Below are 21,080 nucleotides of genomic sequence, written 5' to 3' on the forward strand. Positions count from 1 at the left end.
CCAGAAGCCGTTCCGCCATTCGTGTCGGCCGCCGCCCCGGGGGAGACGCCGGAGGAGGCGCTTGAAGGCAACGAGGCAAGGCGTGTGCGGTCAGTCCTCGTCCAGAATCGGGAAGCCTTCGCCCGTCGCACCCGGCCTCCGCTCTGCCTGTTGCTGAATCCACGCGCTCGTACCGGTGACCTCCAGCCGCTAAACCCCGAGGCAGAACCTGCACTTGCCGAACCTCTCGGCCCATGCGGAACTCACGGGGAACTAGGAGGAAACCAGCTGACTCGATCCGTCCGCACGGCAGATTCCTGCCCGTTCATCATGATCGAGGATGTGAGGTACTGAACACGACCTCCGGCTCCAGTCGCGTCGTCCCGGCGCCGTGGCAGTGTCTCCGCCCGTGACCATCACGACGGCGGGTGCGCGATTCCTCGCAGCGTTCAACGACATCGAGAATCACATCCGAGCGAGCCTGCGCGCGGACGTCAGCGTCGGGTTCGCGCAGTTGGCCCGGGAGTACGCCGATAAGAAGCGGCCGCCGAATCACCACAAGAGTGCCCTGGTGGCGTTCGCTTCGTTGCGGAACGCGATCAGCCACGGTACCTACTACGGCGGCCGGCCGATCGCTGAGCCGGTAGAGGCCGTCGTGCTGGAGATCGAGCGGCTCCGACAGCAGATCCTCGAGCCACCGCTGGCACTGACCGTCCTCGGTTCCGGCAAGGTCTGCGTGGTGCAGCCGGACGATCCGATCAGTGTTGCACTGGACCATGTCCGCACCTTCGGGTACTCGCAACTGCCGGTGTATGACGGCGACGGCTATCGCGGCGTCCTGACCACCAACGCCATCGCTCGGTGGCTCGCGGACCAGTTGACCAGGAACACCGGGATCGCGGAGGAAGAGCCGGTCTCGCAGGTGCTCGCGTTCGCCGAGCCGGGGGATGACGCCCTCCTAGTTCCCAGGACGATCACGGTGGTGGATGCCATCGACAAGCTCAGCCGAGGCAGGCAGGCCGGGCAGTTGAGCGCGGCGCTCATCATCACTCAGAACGGGAGCAGGAAGGAGAAGCCGCTGCGTCTGGTCGCTCCGTACGACCTTCCGGTACTGACCGCGGCCCTCGCCATCACCTGATTCTTCTGGTTCCCCGCGGGGATGCGCCGCCGCTGGCCCCGCCTCATCGGCCGGAGCCAGCGGTGCGAGCGGCGAGAGCCGGAAGTCAGCCGGCGAGCGGGCTGAAGCTGCGGCCGTCGAGCACGTTGATGAGCTCGTCGTCGCGGGTGACCTCATAGCCGCGCTCGCGCAGCTCCGCCACCAGCTCGCTCTCGTGGTCGATCGGGATCTCGAGGAAATCACCGTTGTGCGCGGTGAACTGGCGCTTGCCGAACCGGTCCTGGAGATCCTCGGGGAGCAGCTCTAACGCGCGCTCGGTGACCATCCGGGGCCAGTCGCCCTCCATGACCGTGCCCAGCTCGTTGATGTCGAAGGGCTTGCCGTCGGCGTAGTCGTCGTCCTCCGGCTCGTAGCACTCGGGGCCGGCAGGGTTCCACAGGTGGGTCATCTGGACCTGGCGGGCTTCGCCCCACGTGCGGGCGGCGGCCAGCGCCTTGATCTCCTCGGCCTCCTCGGTGGCGGTGTTCGCGTCGGCAAAGGCCAGGCAGTCGTGCAGCTGCGCGTGGCCGTAGACCAGGCGCCGGGGGTTCGGGTGGTGCGTCTTCATGGCGCACATCCTGCCGAATGGGTACGACATTCAAGATCAGGTGTTGATGCGGCGATCGAAAGCGGGATCGGCCATGGTGCACGGCCGGTTGGACCAACAGATGATCACGAAGGGTGACGCTGACCTGCGATCCGGGCAAACGATCCTGTCCGGACGGACCAGCCACCGGCGGCGGCACCATGCCTCTAGCGGTGTAGCTGGGAACACCCCGGAGCCGAGGTGGCCTGTCATAACGGGTCGGCGGCATATGCCGAGGCGATCCGCGACGGCGCGGCGCACGGCAGCGCGTGCGAGCGGGACGTTCAGTCAAATCGGTCAAGTAGCCGATGTACTTCCTCGTAGCGCGGAAGCATGACAATCGGCTGGCCCAGTCTGTCAGCGTTAGAGCCGAAGAAGACTGGAGCTACGAAGTGCTGAGACCTGCGTTGGAGCGCGCGTACCAGCGGTAACATCAGCGGGCCGTAATTGCTCGGCCAGAGGCAGCCGACGTGTCCAACCCAGGTGACTAGCCCGACCAGGTTGTCCAGCTTGTAGATTGGATCCGGAGGCGCTGGGTAGAGTGCTGCCGCGTACCACGGGTCCCTGTCCGGATCAAACCCATGCGGCGACGTGGAGCATAGGCGATGGATCCTCCTCTCATTGTGATGCGATCCGTAAATCCATCTCGCCTTTGCGTCCCACCCGTCGATCGTCACGAACTCTTTCATGCTCGTGGTGGTTGCTATGGCGCGCTTCGCGCGCTTCCAGGATATGTTGGGAGGGTCCACCTTCTCAAAGGGTACCCACGCTGGCTCAACAAACCTGTAGTCCAAGCTTCACTTCCAGTAGTCGTTGTTGAATGCGGCGGATAACGTAGTTAAACGGCCCCTGCTCCCGCCGCCTCCGCCGCTGACCAGCCGTACGGCCACCACGCCCTACCAACGTGACGCCAGGCGCTCGCCCCTGGCGTAGCCAGGATGATGAGCCGAGCCACTTCTCGTCACGGCTGGCTTCGTTCCGGCGCGGGTCGCAGATCCAGAACGTCGGGAACGCCCACTGCCTCGCTCTCCCGTCGCCGCAGCAGGTTCAGCAGGTCCTCTTGCCGCGGCTGACCGAACGCCAGCCGGTATCGCACCAGGTCCGCCTTGAGCCGGTCGAGCTTCGCCTGGTCGCGGCTGAGCGGGTACGGCAGGACGTGCCGCTCGATCTTCGCCGGCCCCGGGAACACCCAGTACGGTGCGAAGTCTCCCAACGCTCCGGAGCGCGCGCGGGCCGCGTCGTAGAGGGCCTTCCACACGTCCGAGTCGGGGGAGCGCAGGGCGTCGGCGCGGTGCGCGGCGGCCAGGTTGCGGCGGACGGCGTGGCCGCCGAATCGGTGCACCCGCCCTTCACGCTGCTCGAAGTCGACGGGGTTGGCGGGGGTGTTCCAGTGCACGACCGCCGAGCACCACTGGTGGAAGTCGATGCCCTCTTGGCCGGCGCTGGTGGTGGCGACAACGAATGGCCAGAACGGGCTGTTGAAGGCACGCCGTACGGCGACCTTGCGGTCGACCTGGGACTGTTCCTCACCGCGGCCGCCGTAGCGTAGCGCGAACCGGCCGGGCAGCCTGATCGGCTGCCGGGGGTGGTGCGGGTCGAAGGCGACGTACGTTGACGGGCGGCTGGCGATCGCCTGCCGCGCCTCGTCGGCGAGTTTCCACAGCTCCTCGTCGTTGAGCGGAGTGTCGGAGGCCGTGCTGCGCAGCGTGTGCAGGTGCTCGTCGAGGACGGCCTGCAGACCGCCGGCCGCGCAGTACCGCAGAACCGCCTGCCAGTAGACCTGGCCCATCTCTAGGTTTTCCAGCAGTTGCGCGGATTCGGGCCGGTTGAACAGGGAGCGCAGCCCGTTGGCCAGCAGCGCGGCCGCGCGCCAATGTCCGCCGGGTGTGACGGCGCTGCCGGGGTGGATCAGCCGCGACAGTGCCCGCCAGGCGATGTTGCCGGGGCCGTGCAGGCCGATCGCCGTGACAGTGTCGAGCAGCCCGTCCGGCTGGCCCACTGCCGGGTGGCCGGCCTGGCCGGCCAGCTCGCGGGCGCGGGCCACGTGCCGGTCCAGACCCGTGGCCGGCCCCTCCTCGTCGGCGGACGCTCCCCCCATGGCCGCGGCGGCATCCTCAATGCCGGGATCCCCGCCCGGCCATCGGAAGACCAGCTCCCACGGCTCCGCCGAACCGCCCTCGGTCGTCGCCGGCCACGCGGCCACGTGCGCGTGTAGCCGCTCCCGGACCTCCCGCTCGATGACGGCGAGCGTCGGGGTCTCGTCCGGCCGTTTCCGGGCTGCGTCGAGCGGGTCGCACAGGGCTGCCAGGGCGGGATGTGGCCAGAACAGGGCGAGCGCGCTCATCGCGGCTGGACGATCGTGCTCCATGCGGTAGTCGAGGTGGCGGTGTCCTTCGCCGGCGCGGCCCAGCCGGCGCTCGGCTTCGTAGCTGAGCAGTCCTGCCACGGCGGTGGGGGTGGCGTTCCAGGAGGAGAACAGTAGCCGCTTGGTGATGCCCTCCCGGGCCGCCGTCGCGAACGGCTCACCGAGCGCGTGATACGGCAGCGACGGCGGTAGCCACAGCAGCTGCCACCAGCCGCGGTCGACGGTGTCCGTGGCGAGCTGCCGCAGCCGACTGTTGCCCAGATCGACCGGTTCTCGGCGGCTGATCGCGTCGGCGTCCAGCAGCTGCGCGGAGGCCAGCAGCGCGGGCACCTCCGGGTGCGGATGCCCGTCGAGCGCCGCGCGGACCTTGTCGCCCAGCTGGTAGCCGTCGAGGAAGTTCAGGAAGTACGGGGCGGACTTCCAGTACTCGACAGTCATCGGGGCGCCTACCGCCTCGGCGATCTTGCGCATCGCGACGTAGCTGCGCACGTCCCGGACGTCGAGATCGTCGGCAAGGCTCAGCTGCTCGCGCAGCATCCCGTCCTGACCCAGCATGGGCCGTTCGGTGCGGCACATGACCCGCAGCAGCAGGCCGCGCAGCCAGTCACGCAGGTCGCCGCAGGGCTCGCCGCGCACCAGCGCGTCCCGGTACGACTCGAACGCCTTGGTCACGTCAGCGTGCCACGGCTCGTCGTCGCTGAGGAATCGCAGCACCTGCCGGAAGTCGGCGTAGTGGTCCTCGCCGGCGGCGGCCTCCTCGGCGAAGGTGAACGGCTTGTACGGGGTGGCCGACAGCAGCAGCACCCGGGCGGACCGGTAGTCGAACAAATGTCGGGCGAGCTCGGCTCCCTCGCCGCCGTTCGGGTCGAGCAGTTCCCGGAACCGCTGGAACTCGTCGAGAATGATCAAGTCGGGTTCGAGAACCTCGACGCCGGCTGTGGCCAGCGCCGTACGCAGGTCGCCGGTGAGCTTGCGGGCGGTCTCCCTCAGCGCGTCGGGCAGGACAGCCCGTCGGCCGATCCCGTCGAGCAGCGCGTCGAACTCGCCGAGCAGGCCCCGCCGCCGGGCCTGGCGCAGAAACTCGCCGCTGATCGTGGGATCGAGTTTCCGATTCAGGGACACCCACAGTCGGTTGCACTGGTCCTCGAACCGTTCCGGGGTGGAGACGCCCGCCTGCAACGCCCGCAGCGCCGCCCGGGTTCGCCAGCCGTCCCACGAGCTCGCTTGCTCGAGGATCAGAAACAGCAGCGCCCGTTCTTCCGCCGTGCCGGTCCGCCAGCCCTGGTCGAAGGAGGTGCCGGGGGTGAACGCGACCAGGTTGATCGGCTTGCCGGCGCTGGCGGTCGCGGCGTTGAGCTGGTCCGCGTGCTTGGCGAGCAGGGTAAGCCGGCTGGACAGAGTGACCGTCTCGTCCGGGGTGACCCGGAGCCGCTCGATGTTCTGCCGCGCGACGTCCTGGTTGGAGCAGACGTATATGACGTCGACCCGCTCCACGCTGTCGTCGTCCTGCAGCCGCTGCAAGGCCTGCGCGATGACGCCTCGCGCGACGACACTCTTACCGAGCCCGGTCTCGTCGGCGACCAGGAACCGACGGGTCGGGTCGGCGCCGAAGTACCGATCGATGACATGGGCGACGGTGGCGCGCTGGAAGTCCTTCAATCCGGCCATGACCGGGCCGGCGTCGTACCGTTTCACGAGCGCACCGCCTCCGTGATCATGTCCCGCGCCGTGCTGATGACTCGCCACAGTTCGACGAAGCCCGGGGGCAGTAGACGCTCGCCGTTACCGCTGGCTTCGATGCGGGTGACCAGCCGGGCCAGGTCGTCGAGCTGCTCGGGCCGGTCGACGAGAGCGTTGAGCAGCAGCTCGAGGATTCCGGTTGCGCCAGAGCGCCAGGCGCCGATTTCACCGGCCTCGCCGCCGACGGTGGCGATAGCCTCGGTCCCGAGGCCGAGCATGAGCAGCAGGAACTGTAGGAACTTCTCCGGCGTGTCGATCTGCGCGGCGATGACATGGTCGAGCCGGTGTTCGGGATCGCCGACCAGAGCCGCGAGGACCACCGTCTGTTCCCGACCGGTGCTGTCCTCGACGCTGATTGCGACGAACGGGGTGACGTCGACCAGCGCAAGCCCGCTGAACGTCGCGTCCACCGGCTGTCCCGGCGCAAGCACCACCACCTCCCCGCGGCGGGTGTGCAGCTGCGCGGTAATGCGCACGCCCAGGGCGTCGGGCAGGGCGTCCTCGGACGCCAGCCGAATGTGGTAGCTGTCGGCGTCGGACGTGACGGCGGCCGTCAGCGGGATGGCGGCGATGTCGCGGATCAGCTCACGAAGATCGGCCACCTCCGGCTCCGGTTCGATCGCGTTGTGGCGTTCGTGGGGTTCGAGGATCTCCCGGAAGCCCGCCGTGGGACCGACCAGAGCGTCGATGCCCCACTGGGTGCGGCTACCGACCAGTTCCACGAGCAGTTCGACGTTACCGCCGAACGCCGCGTCGGTGGCGTTCGCCGAGCCCAGCAGCACCCGCGCCTGGTGGCCCTTCTCCACCACATACAGCTTCGCGTGTAGCCCGGCGAGCACCTCCTGACCCGACGGCGCACCCTCGGCCGGCAGACCGGCGAGAGCATTGATCACCAGCGCTTGCACCCCGGTCAGGCTCTCCTCCGGGAGGCAGTCGAGCGTTTCCTGCCGGCTCACCAACGCGGGCTGCCCGCTCGGCGCGCACCTATCCAGACCACCGGGCGTGCAGAACGGCGACACCACCAAGTGCCGGGTACCCCCGAAATCCGGAAGCCGGGCGCCAGGCACGCCAAGAGCATGAAAGAACATCTCCCGCGCGCCCTCGGGATACTCCCACTCGGCGCGGCGCAGGTCCTCGCCCAAGGCCTCAATCGCCGCCTGCCGGTGCGGCGGCAACGGCGCCACCGCCAGCCGCATCGCCTGCCGCAGCAGCTCAACCACCGGCCGGTTGGCCACCAGCCGCCGAGTGCCGATCACACCGTCCAGGCGCAGGCACACGTCCCAACTACGATCCTTGGTCAGGTTGCGGCTGAGCACCAGCAGCCGCAGCGACGTCTCCCCGGTCGCCTCGTCGTGGAACCGCAGCGCCCACAGCTTCGGATGAAACAGTCGCCCCGGCCCGGGCCGGCGAACCTGGTGCACCATCGGCTCGACAAACGCCAACAGCGCAGACGCCGTTGGGGGCACCACAATCTGCCCAGCCTGACAGAAAACGTCGATCCGGTCGGCGCAGTGCCGCACACCCTCCATCACCGCGATCGGGTCCGTCGACTCGCGCAGCCCGTGCGCGGCGAACGCCAGCGGGGCGACCAGCAGGCTTTCCAGATCGAGGGTGAACGTCAACGCCACGGCCCGGGACAGCCGCCCGCCCGGCGGCGGGCGCAGAGCGTCGAGCAGCAGCGCGCGGGAATCAGGCGCGAGCACCGGCAGCCTCCGGCAGGTCGGCGGCGCAGCCGTCGTGGACGTCGATGAGGATCCGGCGTACCTGCGGCCAGCGGAACACCAGTTGCCTGCTGCCCGACGCGCCGCTCCAGGTACGCAGCAGCTTCTCGTTGACCAGCCGAGACTGACCCTTCTTCACCGACCGTTCCCGCTCGGCCACCAGGTTCCGCAGGCTCTGGTCGTCCGCGGCGCCACCCGCGGCTCCGCTGGTGACCGCCTCGAGCCAGCGGTCGATGAACCGGCGCCCGGCGACATTCCCGGCGATCCGCGGATTCTGTTCGATCAGCCGATCCCACATACCCGACCGGTCCCAGCCCTTGAGGCCCCGCTCCGCCGACACACGATCGTCCCAGCCCTTCAGCTCATTGCGGTACCAGTCCACCGGCTCCTCGTGCTCGGTCAGACCTGCCACCTGATACCGCTCGGCGACGAGCAGGTTGTACAGCAGCGCCGCACCGTGGATCGCCAACGAGAACCGCACCGCGTCCCGCACCAACGATCCGATCGGCTCCGGAGCAACGAGCGCCGCCGGCTCATCCCACGGCGCCGTACTGTCCCAGCCTGGACAGTTCTCGGGCTGGAGCAGGTATGCCAGCAGGGTGCTCGGCGCGGCGGCGAGAAGCCGTTCCCGCAGCCATCGGGCCTCCTCCGGACTCAGCCTCAGCCCACCCTCGACCTCCGCCGGAAAACTCGCCGGAGCCGACGGCAGAGTCCGGTGCCACATTCCGCCCGACCGCTCGGTCAGCTCATCGGCTTCAACCAGGCCCGATGCGAGCCGGCCGCCGGGCGCGCTGTCGTCGGCGCCAGTCCGGATGCCGTACCGCAGCAGCGCCGCCGCGTAGATGCTCGACGGCAGCGTCCGCACACCCACCCCGGCCCGCCGGCCGATCACCCCCTCCGTGTCATCCCCGCGCAGCAGAGCGTCGATTACCTTCCGCTCGTTGCGATCGACCTGCGCGGCGAAGCGGTCACCGCGCAGCCCCCGGCGCTGCGCCTCCTGGAAGCACCACGGAACAATCAGCAGATACCGCGCCCGGGTCTGGATGACCGACGTGCCAGGGAAGAGCAGGTCGCTGAACGCGTCCCGGACCTGGCCGATGCCCAACTCGTCCCGGCTTTCCGTATCGCTGAACAGCTTGAGCAACTCGCGCAGGCGTTGCTGGTCCTCGCGGGAGCTGTCCAGCCAGCTCAGTCCCGAAGCCATGAATACCTTCCACTCATACCCCTGCTCGGGCGAATTCGACACCGCGGAAAGAGGCAACAGCGTATCTAAATCCGTTGCACAATGCCGCCCGCTGGTGGAAGGTGCGGCTCAGGCGGCCCGTCGATCACCACGCCGCGTCCTGATGGGCCACTCACTCGTCGCCTCCGGCCCGCCGGGCTATGACGCCCACCGCTCGTCATCACTGCACTACCGTAGGTGCTGCCGAGCGTGTCAGGGATGAGCCATTCGAGCGTGATTACACAACGTGCGCGCATTTTCCGCTGTCCGGCCGCGCCGGGTGATCTTTCGTCCCGGCAGGCCGCGACGTGTGGCCGCCGGGCGCCGGGCACCGACATCGTCCCGAGATCGAGGACTTCTACGACGGACGGTGGGTGAAGATCCGCGACCTGGCGCGGGAGAAGGGCCTGCCACGCCGGATGACGACGCACGGGCCGCGCCGCTCGCTGCTGACGCTGCTCGCCACGGAGGGCGTCGACCTGACGGCGCTGCGGACGATGGCCGGCCGCGCGAGCGTAACCACGACGATAAACGTCTACGTGCACGCAACGCGGCGGCACCACGTGCCGGTGCGGCGGATCGTCGGGGACTTCCTCGGCGTCGACGAGTTGGCGGCCGCCGGCTGGTGGCCGGTTGGCGGGCGCGAGCGGACAGGACGTGGCCGGCGGGCCGAGTGGCCCGCCGGGCCGCGCCTTCGCCGCTGCGGCGTGCCATATTCGATGTGCGGGGCTGGCGGCATGATGGGACGGTGGATCACCATGAGTTGCGCCGTCAGGTGCTACGGCGGATCTGGTACCCCTGAAGGGCTCTTCGATGTCGCCCTGACGAATGGCCTCGCCGCGATAGTGGCGTTCGACAATACCGGCCTGGAGCGCGGCACGAACGGCAGGATGCTGTCGGCTAGCGCGCTGCTCAAGGTTCTCGAGGATGCGGGCACGAGCTTGACTATGGGGCCCTACGCGAAGCTCTTAAGGTCACTCAGCCGATGCGCCACGGCCGAGCAGGCGACGAGGTTCTTGTTGGCGAGCTTGTATGAACAGGCGGCCCCCGATGCTTCGGGAATTGCTGGCATAGATGATCAGTTTTGCCAGGCCGAAAACCTCGAGGAGTGCGACGAATGCTGGCGGATCACATTCCCAGCGAGCTTCGATGAGTTCGGTGGCACCGACTCGCATGGGCGGTGCTTTGCCTGCGGCTACGAGCGGGATGCGGAGACAGCATGGCGAGATGCCCGCGATGCCGAGTGGGCACGGGTTATGAGCAAGGACTGATTGGGGCTGTATTTGATCGTGCAGTTGCAGGTGGCCGGGAACTATCGTTGGTCCTTGGTGCCCACTCCTGTGAAGGTGCAGACGATCAAGGCGGCGTCGGGACCCCGCCTGTCGAGCCGCCCGCCCCTAGATCAACTGCTTGGCGTGGTTCTTCGGCTAGATGGTTCGGATTGCCGACTGCCTACGATGGGATGTGATCTTTACTGGCTCAGGTACGCCGCCTCGATCACCGGCCATGTCTTGTCCGCCAGGATTCTCTGTCCTGAAGGGCAGGATGTTCTAGCGAACGACTAACTTGAATAAACCATTTCCCTGCTTCGTGGCGATCCAGCGCCCGCATAGCGTAATGCCATCCGAATCCGTCGACGATGGTGGGGCATTATGGCGATCTGGACGGCCCGCCCGCGTACAGCGGCGATAGCGGCAAGCGTTGTGATGGCGGCGAGTCTTGCCGTACCGGGGTCGGCACTCGCCGCCGGCCCGCAGGTGACGATGACAAGAACCGCCGGAACAGCCGGCATCGTCACGCGCATCAACTCGATGCAACCGTGCCCCGTGCCAGCCGGGGAGCCATGGTCCTTGGTTGTCGCGACATTCGTAGACGCCGCAGGCAAGAGCTGGCCAGCGGAGACGTGGTCGACCGACGCCGACGGCACCTGGGGCCTCGACGGCTATCCCCTGCGCGTGCCCCGCCGAGAGGCTGTCTCGTTCAATCCGCCCGTGATGGGCGGCGACCCGGCGGCTGGCCCCGCGACCGTGGCGGTAACCTGCCGGTCCTATACGGACCAATCGGTCCTGCTGCAATACGCTCCGGTGGCGTTTACGGTCACCGGACCGTCACCGACGCTCAGCGTGTCGGCGGCCGCCGTCGCACCAGGCGGGCGCTTAACGGTGGCACCATCTGCTCGGTGCCCTGGAGGACCGGGCATCGCCTCGATTGCTCTAGAAGAGGAATCCGGCGCCTTGCACGGCGATGCCGAGCCTGTAGTAGACGCCCAAGGCAGCTGGCCGGCCACCTCGTTCCTGGTTCCGGCCACGCTCAGCCCTGGCACCTACGCGGTCAACGTCAGCTGCAGTTGGAGTAGGACGGACTGGGCCTACTACGCCCAAACCTTCATCGCCGTTGGCTCGGGTGGCAGTGGATCCCCGCCGCCCGTCACGGTCGCACTCGGTGACTCCTTCTCGTCCGGCGAGGGCAACCCGAAGTTCGATGTGCCTACTGATCTGCCAGGTATGAATATGTGCCACCGCGCGGGCTGGGCGGCATGGCCGCGTCTGCTGGGCGTGCGCGCGGATCACCACCTAGCCTGCTCTGGCGACACCGTGGCCGACCTGTACGAGAGCAGGCAGACCCTCGCCCCCGACAACCGGAGCCAGTTGAGCCGGCTGTGGGAGATCGAAAGGCTGCTGAACAACGCGGGCGACCATGTCGACCGAGTGACCCTGACTATCGGCGGTAACGATATCGGCTTCAGCGCGATCATGGGCGACTGCTTCTTTAGGGAATGCCTAGCTCATCCAGAAGACAACCTCGCCGCCGTGCATAACCTGCTCCCACGCGTCGTCACGCTGATCAGGCAGATCAAGAAGGCCGCGCCCGAGGCCGAGGTCGTCCTCGTCGGCTACCCGCGCCTCTTCCCGAAGAATCAGCGCGACAACACGTGCTGGTGGCTCACTCCGCGCGAGCGGGCGCGCGCTAACCAACTCGGCGTCGACCTTGACGCCACTCTGCGCCGTGCGGCGGCCAGTGCCGGAGCCCGCTTCGTCCTCGTAGCAGACGCGCTCAACGGTCATGAGCTGTGCACGGCCGATAGCTGGGTTTTTCAGGTCGACCCGACGATCTACCGTAAGGACCAGCGCCAGGGACACCCACTATGGCCAGGGCAGCGGGCGATTGCCCGCGCGGTCGCCCGCGAGTTGGGCCTACCGGCGGTCTGAGGGATTTCGCCGCGCGGGCCGGACCTCGACGAGGTCCGGCCCGCATGCTCTCTTTAACGGCGAGCTCCAGCTCGCTGGGGGATGTCCTGCAGGGCGCGATCGCCCTAGCGCCCCGCGTCCAGGTCGACCTGGCGCGGGTCAGCTTCAATCGACTCCACGTGCTGAGCGCGTTCGTCAACGCCCACGGCGGTGCCACCGACACGGGATTCAGCCTCGCCCTGGTCAATCCCACCGGCCATGTCCGGCGCGTGCTGTCGATGACCGGGATCCTGCCAACGTTCAGCACGCCCGACGCCGGCGATTAGTCCGTCAGGCGGACTAGCTGTAGGTGCGGCACGGGTTGCGGTCGGCGCTGACGACCGGGTCCACCCGAACGTCCGGGCACATGCGGCAGCGCAGCACCAGGTGCCCGCCGCAGCGGCATGGCCACCAGTCGCAGACCGCCCGGGTCGTCGACCTGCCGACGTAGCTGTGCCCGCGCCGGCAGTGGTCCAGGGCAGCGCCGACCAGCTCGCGCACCTGCCGATACGGGAAGGCGACGACGTGCCGGTCGGCGCGGCCCCGGGCGACCATGTGCCGCAGCTCGGCGGGGGAGGCGACGACAGTCACACCGACGGGCGAGTTGTCAGCCCGGTCCCAGCGGATGGGGATGTATCATCGCGTGCGCAACTCCACCTGGACACGTTATTGAACATGCATACGAGACAGGGCGTCAGATCGGGCATTCGTCAGCTTCTCCCCGCCAGCCGGGGCCTCGTCCCGCCGGCCGGTAGGCATCGCAATACGTAGCTGAGGTCATCCTGGTACCTCTGACCTCCTCATTCCGATTCGCGTTCCGCTGGCGGCCCTACGGAACACGAGGGCGTCCAGACCACGTCGACATCGCCATTGGTGTCGGCGTTGCCTGACAGATGTGGCTCGGTCGTGACGAACACTGCGGGTGGTCCTGCCCGACCGGATGGGCTGCCTCAAGGGCGCAGTCGTCGTCAACGTGGTCTTCCCGACGGTGCAGTACGTGCGCTCTGCGGCGCATTACGGTTTCCGGCCTGACTTCTGCGGGGCCAAGGACCCGGAGTCCAAAAAGGCGCGGTCGAGGCCGCAGTGCGCCGTGGCAAAGTCGGAACTGGTCGTGCCCGCCGAAGGCTTCGGCGGCGACCTGAGCGTGGCCAATGCCGCCGTGGTCGCGTAGTGCCGGAGATCAACGGGAAAAGCACTGCGAGATCCAGGCGATCGCCTGGCCGTGGAGCGTGACGTGCTGCCGTCGCTGCAGTTGGGGCAGTCGAGGTGTCAGCCGTATGGTCGACAAGCTGTCCACGGTTCGGAAGTGCCGAGGTGACGACGCCGGCCAAGCGCGACAGCTCACTGAGCGCGACGAGCCCGCTGAGGCTGCCCTCGCTGTCGGAAGCCGTGGTGCAGATGAGCCGCGCGGGCGGCGACCGGGCGTTCCGGGTGGCCTCGCCAGGCATAGAGGCGCTCGCTGGGGCTGGCGGCGCCAGAGTCGTAGGGCATCGAAATTTGGCCGATGAGGACATGCGGTAGGGCCGCTGGGAGGACGTCGCCTCGTCGGTGGCTACCGATAGCCTTTCGCCAAAGAACGTGAAAGGGATGGCGATGGACCTTCGTGATGTTGGGCTTGGACGGCTGAAGGGCGTTGCCGACGCCGCCGGACGGATGGTTGCCGACGGCACGAGCGCCGCGAGGCAGCTTGTCGTTGATGCTGCTGGCGATGCACAGGAGATCGTGAAGCAGTCCGCCGAGCAGGTGATGGCGAAGGTCGGAGAGGTCAAGGACGGCCTGTCGGCCTGGTCGTCCGGCAACCCCGCCGATTCCGGCGACTTGTCCGCGCTCGGCGCGGACGGGAAGTTGCTCTATTGCCGGGTGTTGGTGAGCTTGGCGCTGGTCGACGGCCTCCTCGATCCTCGCGAGATCGCGAATCTGTACCTGTTCGCATCGACGATCGGTCTCGACGACGAAGCGCGATCGGAGTTGCGCAGGGAAATCACTGGGGCGCAACGGGATGCCGCGAGCGACGCAGGGGTCCCTGACGTCACGGTGGAGCTGTCCAGGGAACTGCACGACCGCCTCGAGGAGGATCAGCGCGAGCCGGTGTTCACGGTGCTGGTGCGCGATCTGGTGCGAATCTCGCGTGCTGACAGACATGCTGCAGACGCCGAGCGTGAGCGAATCGTGCTGGTCGCAGGACTCGTGTTCGCCGAGTCAGCTGACAAGGTCGTGGAGGCGACCGAGCGGTTCGTGATTGCGGAAGAGGACTTCGCTTCCGGCAAGATCACGACCAGCCAGTTGGAGACCACCACCAAGGACATTGCTGCCAGGGCGGCTGCGTTCGGTGCCCCGATCGCCGCGATCAGTCTTGCTGGCAGCGTCTCCGGCCTCAGCGGGGCGGGAATCACCTCGGGTCTGGCCGCCCTGGGGTTCGGCGGCCTGCTGGGCCTGAGCGCGATGGCCACCGGGATCGGCACCGTGGTGATCCTCGGGGTCGCGGTTCACCAAGGCGCGCGTTGGGTGCTGGCCACCAACGAGCGCGAACGAGAAAATCGGCGCGAGCATCTGATTCAGCAAGTCATCAAGAATCACCAGCAGGCAATGGCCGAGCTCACCGACGACATCGCCGGGCTCGCTCACCGGATGGAGGCCCACCTCACCCAGACCACGAGGAACGAGGAGCGACTCGCCACGCTCAGGGATGAGTTGGCCGCCTTCCAGTTGGCCCTGGTGAATCTGCAGACCAGTCAGGAGGCCTTCGAACGGCGGGAGCCGCTCAGTGTCGGGTGACCAGCTTTCGGCTGCTGCCGCGGTCGTGGCTTACCAGGCCGTCACGCTGACCGAACTGCGGGGCTTGTTCGACCAGGCGGAATTCGACCTCAAGGATGTCCTCGAACGCGAACTTCGCGTCAGCGACACCCTGGATTCGGTCGAGTCCGAGTTCGACGCGGTGCGCGCCCGTCTCCAAGCAATGGGCGTCCTCGTACCAGCTCAAGAGTCCCAGTCGAGCGCAATGGTCACCGTTAGTGGCGAGGCACCGAGCTACCGCCGTTACGCCGTCCCCATCGTCCCGACTGATGACGACTTCGATCAGCTCGTCAGGCTTGCCGAAGCCCGGTTGGATCTGCTGGGTATCGATCTGACCCGGGACCCGCTCCAGCAGGTTCTACCCGCCGGCCAGATCGCTCGCAGCCTGCGCGGCTACGCCGAGGAACATGGCGACGTCAGCTGGGACAAGACCGACTGGACGGTCGTCCTGCTTGCCGGAGCCCTCGCGACCCTCCTTGACATCATCCTCGTCCGCATCCCCCAGGGCTCCACCTTCGGAGGCAAGGAGTACCCGGGATCGCCCCTCACCAAGTGGCTCCAGGACAAGGATCGGGCTCAAGACATCCATGCCCGATTCTTCAAGAGGTTCGAGAAGCTGGCCAAAGTTCCCTATGACGCCTCCACCACGTGGGCCACCGGGGGCCGGGTCAGCGGCATGTCGTCGTATACCCATCGGCTCCAGAGCCTCGGCCACGACCCGGCCCTGGGTTTCCTCTACGGCGTTGCAGATCTCATGCACGGCACCGGCACCTACATCGACAAGGCAGGGCGCCTGGTCCAGGTCCCAGCCACCGGCTACGACCCGGTCGACCTGATCACCGCGCTCATCACCCAGGTGCGCCATCTGCTCTCGGACGTCTACACTCCTGCCGGCCTGCAGCCCCCGTTCTTCAGCCTCCTTCAGCTAGGACAGGTTGGTTCCCCGTTCGCCTTGGACCCCTCCGGCGTCAAGGTGCCCTGGACCGAGGTCGCCCGCTACATGTATAAGAACGGCTACGACCTGCGCCATTTCTTCACGATGGGCATCACTCCTGGCGTGGTGTCCGCGATCATCCGTGGGTACTGGCTTCTCAAGAGCTATGCCACCGGCGGTATGGCAGCGCAACGGAAGCTGGAGCACGCCAAACTCACCTCCATGCTGCTGCTCGGGCACTCCATCGCCACCTCAGGCACGCTTCTCAAGACCGGGCTGGTGTTTGGCATGAACCCGGCCGCCCTCAACTACAACCAGATTCTGGCCATGGCGCCCGCCACCATCGCCTGGTTCAAAGAAGCCATCGCCCGCGACCGTCGAATCAGTCAAGCCCTAGAGAAGGAATGGGAATTGCTCCTCACCGAATCCGAGGGGCAATCGTGGCCAGCGAGCCGAGTCACGAACCTGGGCAGGCTGTCAATCTGATGAAGCGCGGCTTGATTTGCAAGGCCATTTGGTCACATGCGCGCACATGCCGCTGGCACGAAAGGCGCGGGGCGGGATCCCAGGGAGATGCTTGAGCTGCTCCGTATTCTGGGCGGCCGCAGGCGGCTTGGCAAGTCGGTTGTGTATGGCCGGGGGGAGCGGTTCGGGAACTTCGGGACGCACTTACCCGTCGGCAGCGCCTACCTCGTAGGCCAGGGTCAGCGACGCGTAGCCGGCGCTCAGTACGAGCGCCGACCTGCCCGACAGGGGGGCCGGTTCAGCCGATCAGCTGCCCGCCGGTCTCGGGCCCGAGAGCGGGGAGCAAGTTGGGAGCAACCGGCTTCACAGAACGGCGCCCGAACAGCGCTTGACGGCACCGAACAGCTGCACCCACCGTAATCTGCAGGTTTCGTTGTTGCAGGTCAGCGTGGGTCCGGGGTCGCGCTTCACGCCGATGAGGTCGCTGGGCGACCTTCCCGTAGCCAGTAGGTGAGGACCATCGTCCCTGAGCGGAGAATTCGTCCTTTCGCACATGTGATTGGTTGGTGCGGTGACCCTTCGGCCTCGATACTGGCCGGATGGCGGAGTTGACCCGGTGGGCGCGCGGCGGGGCGGACTCGACCGTCAGCGCTCAAGCGCCTTCCGGCGACCTGTCCGAGGACTGGGCCCTGCGCCTGCGCCACCGCGTCGCCCGCCATAGCAGCCAACCGCAACCGACTGAGAGCGTCACTGCCATCACCCACGCGGTATTGTTGTCCAGGATTCCGACGGGCACCGCGATGCTGTCGCCCGTGGACTGTAGGAACAGGAACAGGGCGGCGATTTGCAGGCCTGTGCCGAAGACCTCGAGAAGCGCGAAGCGTATCGGCGATGTGCCGGTGGCGCCGGCGATGGTGCGTGCGATGTTGCTCGAGGTGACCAACACCGTTGCTGCGGCGGCCTTCGGCAGCAGTCGACGTGTCCGCTGCAACGCCCTCCGCCAGAGGGGGGAACGGCGGGCGACCCACTGCATCGCGCTGTCGCCGTACCAGCGGCCGAGCAGGTAGTACGCGACATGGGCGATCGTGCGCCGGGTGATGCCCACGGCGAGAAGCGGAACCATCCCGACCTTGACGCTCGCCAGCAGGAGGTACCGGTTTCGACCATCCAGAACAGGCAACAGGAGCGGATGGTCCCGCAGAAGCACGGGCCACAGCGTGTTGGCGGCGCCGGTAGCTGCCAACAGCGCGGCCACCACGATCAGCAGCACCGTGAGGCGCACCGGTGGACGGCCGACGGACTGCCCGCTCGTCCCCGCTCCAGCGGAATCAGCGAGTCCCCAGGCCGGCTGCGTGCGCAAGCGGCGGAGTAGGCGGCCAGGTTGCGGTCTCCGGGATCCGCGCCGCTCAGCCATCGACGGACCGCCATGCCGGGGCGGTCCCGACGCTCCATCGGGGCGCTTCTGCTGGACTTGCTTGCGGCTCAACGCATTGGGCAGCCAACCGGTCCCGTAGCCGGCTGTGCCGAAACTGGTAGACCGGGCCTGCCGTGCGCAACACTCCTCGTTGGTGGGCGTCCTCAAGGAACCGCAGCATCCGCAGCGGTGCCAGTCCGCGGCGATGCAGTTCGAGGAACGTCAGCGAAACCGACCAGGTGTTCGAGTAGACGCGTCCGGCCAGCAAACCGATGACCGACCAGGTTCCGATCCATGCCATCAAGCCGGCTCCGGTCCACGGTCGTAAGCCGGTCCGGCCGACCAGGACCGCGCCCGAGACAAGACCGAACACCAGGCCGAAGATCAGCCCGAGGACGAGACCATGCAGGCGGTCGCGGCGCCAGCAGGTAAGGGGGTCGATCGGGCTGTTAGCGTCTGCGGACGGCATTGTCGCGCCGACGGCCAGCCGGAAGATGATCCGCAGAATCAGCCACACCGTGACGCCGAACACCGTGCCCCAGGCCACGCCGAGGGCGGACGCCCAACCCGCGGCGCCGCCCAGGACGACGAATACCACTCCCAGTCCGATGCTGTCGCGCGAGACGGGCCGCCAGCGGCGCCTCGCGGACGATTCGGCCTCTGGGCGGGACTTCCGTTTGACATAGCTGCCGCCCGCAGCGCCGAGGCCCGCCCCCACGAGCCCGCCGACCAGAGTCGCGACCAGCGCTGCCAGCACGCCCCGGCCAACCCGAAAGCCTAGTGCGAAGCCAAAGACGAGCCCGGCGAGTAGCCCGAACACCAGCCCGTCGACGCGTCCTTCGACCGAACCAACCCTGCTGGGATCGGCTAGCGCTGGTCGGGACCACCGGATGGAGCCCAACTGCCGGGGGCTGCGGCAATCCTGCATGGGGATCCGGCGCGCGATCAGGATGCCGACCAGCACGCCGCAGCCTCCACCGGCCGCACCCCCCACGGCGGCGGCCACGAGGCTGTGCCCGGATCCATACCCGAGGACGAGACCGGGGCCGAGCGTCGCGGCGACTGCAGTGGTCTGGAAACGAAACGTGGGCGGCCGCCACTCGCGAATTCGCCACCAGGCCAGGTCCTCGGTGCCCCGTACCTGCATTTCGTGCGCCGCATAGGCCAGCCAGCGCCGGGCTTCCTCCATTTTGTAGTGAGGCCTGCGTGATCGGCGGGGACGCCTCGGTCGATCGGTGTAGGCGGCAGTAATCACTCGGTCGAGGAGGTACCCCTCTGCCTCGGTCGAGTCGGTGAAGTGTTGGTTGATGAAATCCAGCAGCGGCCGTGGGTCCTGCGCGAAGGCGTAGTTGTCGCGGACCAGACTGAGCATCAACGGGGTGCACAGTGCCCGGGAGATTGGACTGTCGGAGTCGTTCCGCACGTGCTCCACCAGGTCGCACCATGGGCCCGCGTCCTCCTGCGGCCGGCAGCTCCCCAGGTAGTCTGCGGCCTCGTGGTTGCTCAGCGGGACCAGCTCGAACGCAACCGCGCAGACCAGCCAGCCTCCTGCCGCTGCGTCTCGCATGGCGTCCGTCCGGGAGATCAGGACGAGCTGGAATGACGCCTGTCCATTCAGCGCTTGTAGTGCGGAACTGCGGAGCCCGACCGGCAGCTGATCCAGACCGTCGAGCAAGACCACCAGCCGGTCTTCGACGAGCAGTCGGCGGGCCACGTCGGGGCCGTAGTCCGGAGCCTTCAGAAACGGATACTCGACCGTCATCCGCTCCACGAGCCAGTCTTCCAGGTCGGTTTCGTCCGGATCCCAACCGGTCAGTGAGAACAGGACCGGTACGCGGGCCTTCGCCCGGTCACCGTCGCTCGTGGAACGGTTCAGCACGTCGAGTAATAGCAGCATCGCAGCGCTGGACTTTCCGGTGCCCTCCCCGCCGAGCAGCACCAAGCGATCGCAGTCCGGCAGGTCGTAGAGAGCCGACAAGCTGGCCGTGTCCCGTGGGGCTGGGCTTGAGAGGCTCATCGGAGCCCTCGCCGGCCCGACGCCCACGGTCGACGGCAGCAGCCGCACGGGAATCGGTGCCGGGTGACGGAGCTGCCGCTCCATGGCCGCCTCGGTCCAACGCTGGTGTACGGCGCGCGCCAGCTCGCGAGCAGCATCGTCCAGCGTGCGTTTGTCGGGTCGGGACGGGAGGAAGGACAACATCCCGACGGTCCCGACCACCACCGTAATGGTGGTCTGCACCAGGATGCTCCCCTCGTTGCGATCGTTGATCAAGAAGAAGGCGGGAAGAGTGAGCCATCCGACAGTCATGCCGATCACTACGAACGCAATACGCACTCTCCGCGAATGCTGACGCTGCATATCGAGCACCTACATCATGAGGAGGGACCGCCGAGACTCCGTGGCGTTGGTTGATGTCGTGCGGCGCTCACAATCGTCCGCGGACGTCCCTGGTCGTGGACCTGCCGAGCAGGGCCGGGACCCACAGGAGGTGGCTAGCAAGTCGCAGCCAGCACGTGCTGAGCGTCGCATAGCGCGTCGAGCACTCGGCCAGATACCGCTGCCAGGTTGCGGGACAGTGCCTTCGCCACCAGACGGTGTTCATGCGGGCGCCGCTCGCGGACGCGAGCTGGACGGGGTCGGATTCCGACGGATGCTCCCGAACCAGCGCCGCCAGGAGATTGGGGCGCTCCGCCTGGAGGTCGGCCCGAAAATCGATCATGTCATCGGCGGCTTTGCCCAATATGCCGAGTGCGGAGAACTGACGATACGCTGGCTCAGGCAGTGCCACGTTCATCGACAGGGCGACCACCTGTGCCACCGCCGTGAGGAATCCGCCGGAATCCAACGTGGCCGCCCGCAGGAGTTGCGCGAAGTGGGCCTCCGCAGGTGCCGAGCGTCCACCGATCGTGTAGTCCGCATACAACGACCGGACCGATTCGTGCAGGTGATTCCGCAGCGCGGGATAGGTCGGAAAGGGTCGCATGATCTCGCGCCACTCGCCGAGTGCTTCCGTTACCTGCGCACTACCGAAGACGTCATCGAATGCGACCGGCTCGCCCCGGGCGCACCGTCGTTCGTACTCGTCGTCGAAGGAGAACGCCAGGCGGGTGAAGGCGACCGCGATCCGGCCCGCCACCAGGCCTACCGCTCGTCCGGCGAGAGATGACAGGCCGTTGAGAATGATGTTCAAGACGCCGTCGTAGAGCGCGATGCGATGCCGGCGTCGTAGGTCGGTGAACAGCCCACCTATCCGACTCCGCCACGGTAGGGGCCGGTACGGTGCAACGACGATGTGCTTCAGGTACCAGGGCGCGAAGGCGATGAGTAACCACGGTAGTCGATAGAGGGTAGGGATGGGCCGCCGAGCCCAAGGGAGAGCCCTCCCGCCCGATGACGCCTTCGCCGACACGCCGACGACCACCGGTGCACTCGAATTGGACGGAGTCACCGGCAACCTCCACGGTGATTTGGGGTGCG

General features: G+C 67.4%; 15 protein-coding genes. 7 read left to right on the top strand and 8 right to left on the bottom strand.

Annotated features, from left to right (window positions below; translation table 11 throughout):
• Positions 1-388: 388 nt before the first annotated feature.
• Positions 389-1,117, top strand: coding sequence for a CBS domain-containing protein (locus GCE86_RS08705; protein ID WP_163636795.1), 729 nt, complete (start codon positions 389-391; stop codon positions 1,115-1,117).
• An 85-nt stretch (positions 1,118-1,202) separates the two neighbouring features.
• Here the strand turns inward: GCE86_RS08705 and GCE86_RS08710 are convergent, their stop codons facing one another.
• From GCE86_RS08710 to GCE86_RS08725, 4 genes are all read right to left on the bottom strand, one after another.
• Positions 1,203-1,703, bottom strand: coding sequence for a hypothetical protein (locus GCE86_RS08710; protein WP_154226468.1), 501 nt, complete (start codon positions 1,701-1,703; stop codon positions 1,203-1,205).
• 979 nt (positions 1,704-2,682) lie between these two features.
• Positions 2,683-5,781, bottom strand: a complete 3,099-nt coding sequence (locus GCE86_RS08715; RefSeq protein WP_154226469.1) for a C-terminal helicase domain-containing protein — start codon at positions 5,779-5,781, stop codon at positions 2,683-2,685.
• Positions 5,778-7,529, bottom strand: a complete 1,752-nt coding sequence (locus GCE86_RS08720; protein WP_154226470.1) for a phospholipase D family protein — start codon at positions 7,527-7,529, stop codon at positions 5,778-5,780. Before GCE86_RS08720 ends, GCE86_RS08715 begins: the two co-directional genes overlap by 4 nt.
• Positions 7,516-8,751, bottom strand: a complete 1,236-nt coding sequence (locus tag GCE86_RS08725) for a DUF6361 family protein (protein WP_154226471.1) — start codon at positions 8,749-8,751, stop codon at positions 7,516-7,518. Before GCE86_RS08725 ends, GCE86_RS08720 begins: the two co-directional genes overlap by 14 nt.
• A gap of 392 nt (positions 8,752-9,143) precedes the next feature.
• Here GCE86_RS08725 and GCE86_RS08730 point away from each other — a divergent pair, with 392 nt between their 5' ends.
• The 3 genes from GCE86_RS08730 (at position 9,144) to GCE86_RS08740 (ending at position 12,283) form a co-directional block, all read left to right on the top strand.
• Complete coding sequence (locus GCE86_RS08730; protein WP_163636793.1) at positions 9,144-10,040, top strand: tyrosine-type recombinase/integrase; 897 nt, start codon at positions 9,144-9,146, stop codon at positions 10,038-10,040.
• Between the two features lie 381 nt (positions 10,041-10,421).
• On the top strand, positions 10,422-11,978 hold the full coding sequence (locus GCE86_RS08735) for an SGNH/GDSL hydrolase family protein (protein WP_154226472.1): 1,557 nt from the start codon (positions 10,422-10,424) through the stop codon (positions 11,976-11,978).
• Positions 11,979-12,022: 44 nt separating this feature from the next.
• Positions 12,023-12,283, top strand: coding sequence for an STAS domain-containing protein (locus GCE86_RS08740; RefSeq protein WP_154226473.1), 261 nt, complete (start codon positions 12,023-12,025; stop codon positions 12,281-12,283).
• Positions 12,284-12,296: 13 nt separating this feature from the next.
• Here GCE86_RS08740 and GCE86_RS08745 read toward each other — a convergent pair whose 3' ends face one another.
• Positions 12,297-12,587 (bottom strand): hypothetical protein, encoded by a 291-nt coding sequence (locus GCE86_RS08745; protein ID WP_154226474.1) that lies wholly within the window; start codon positions 12,585-12,587, stop codon positions 12,297-12,299.
• A gap of 331 nt (positions 12,588-12,918) precedes the next feature.
• Between GCE86_RS08745 and GCE86_RS08750 the strand changes: the two genes are divergently transcribed.
• The 3 genes from GCE86_RS08750 to GCE86_RS08760 all read left to right on the top strand — a co-directional run bounded on the left by GCE86_RS08750 (position 12,919) and on the right by GCE86_RS08760 (position 16,209).
• Positions 12,919-13,167: a hypothetical protein gene (locus GCE86_RS08750; protein WP_154226475.1), complete on the top strand. Its 249-nt coding sequence runs from the start codon at positions 12,919-12,921 to the stop codon at positions 13,165-13,167.
• Positions 13,168-13,583: 416 nt separating this feature from the next.
• Positions 13,584-14,771, top strand: coding sequence for a TerB family tellurite resistance protein (locus tag GCE86_RS08755; protein WP_154226476.1), 1,188 nt, complete (start codon positions 13,584-13,586; stop codon positions 14,769-14,771).
• Positions 14,761-16,209, top strand: a complete 1,449-nt coding sequence (locus tag GCE86_RS08760) for a hypothetical protein (RefSeq protein ID WP_154226477.1) — start codon at positions 14,761-14,763, stop codon at positions 16,207-16,209. The genes GCE86_RS08755 and GCE86_RS08760 overlap by 11 nt, the downstream gene beginning before the upstream one ends.
• 631 nt (positions 16,210-16,840) lie before the next feature.
• On the opposite strand, the gene GCE86_RS08765 is transcribed toward GCE86_RS08760, so the two are convergent.
• The 3 genes from GCE86_RS08765 to GCE86_RS08775 form a co-directional block, all read right to left on the bottom strand.
• Positions 16,841-17,458 (bottom strand): SNARE-associated domain-containing protein, encoded by a 618-nt coding sequence (locus GCE86_RS08765; protein ID WP_154226478.1) that lies wholly within the window; start codon positions 17,456-17,458, stop codon positions 16,841-16,843.
• A 136-nt stretch (positions 17,459-17,594) separates the two neighbouring features.
• Positions 17,595-19,937: an NACHT domain-containing protein gene (locus GCE86_RS08770; RefSeq protein WP_154226479.1), complete on the bottom strand. Its 2,343-nt coding sequence runs from the start codon at positions 19,935-19,937 to the stop codon at positions 17,595-17,597.
• Positions 19,938-20,028: 91 nt separating this feature from the next.
• Positions 20,029-20,793, bottom strand: a complete 765-nt coding sequence (locus tag GCE86_RS08775) for a hypothetical protein (RefSeq protein ID WP_154226480.1) — start codon at positions 20,791-20,793, stop codon at positions 20,029-20,031.
• Positions 20,794-21,080: the final 287 nt, after the last annotated feature.

Source organism: Micromonospora terminaliae (genome assembly GCF_009671205.1).
Taxonomy (GTDB): domain Bacteria; phylum Actinomycetota; class Actinomycetes; order Mycobacteriales; family Micromonosporaceae; genus Micromonospora; species Micromonospora terminaliae.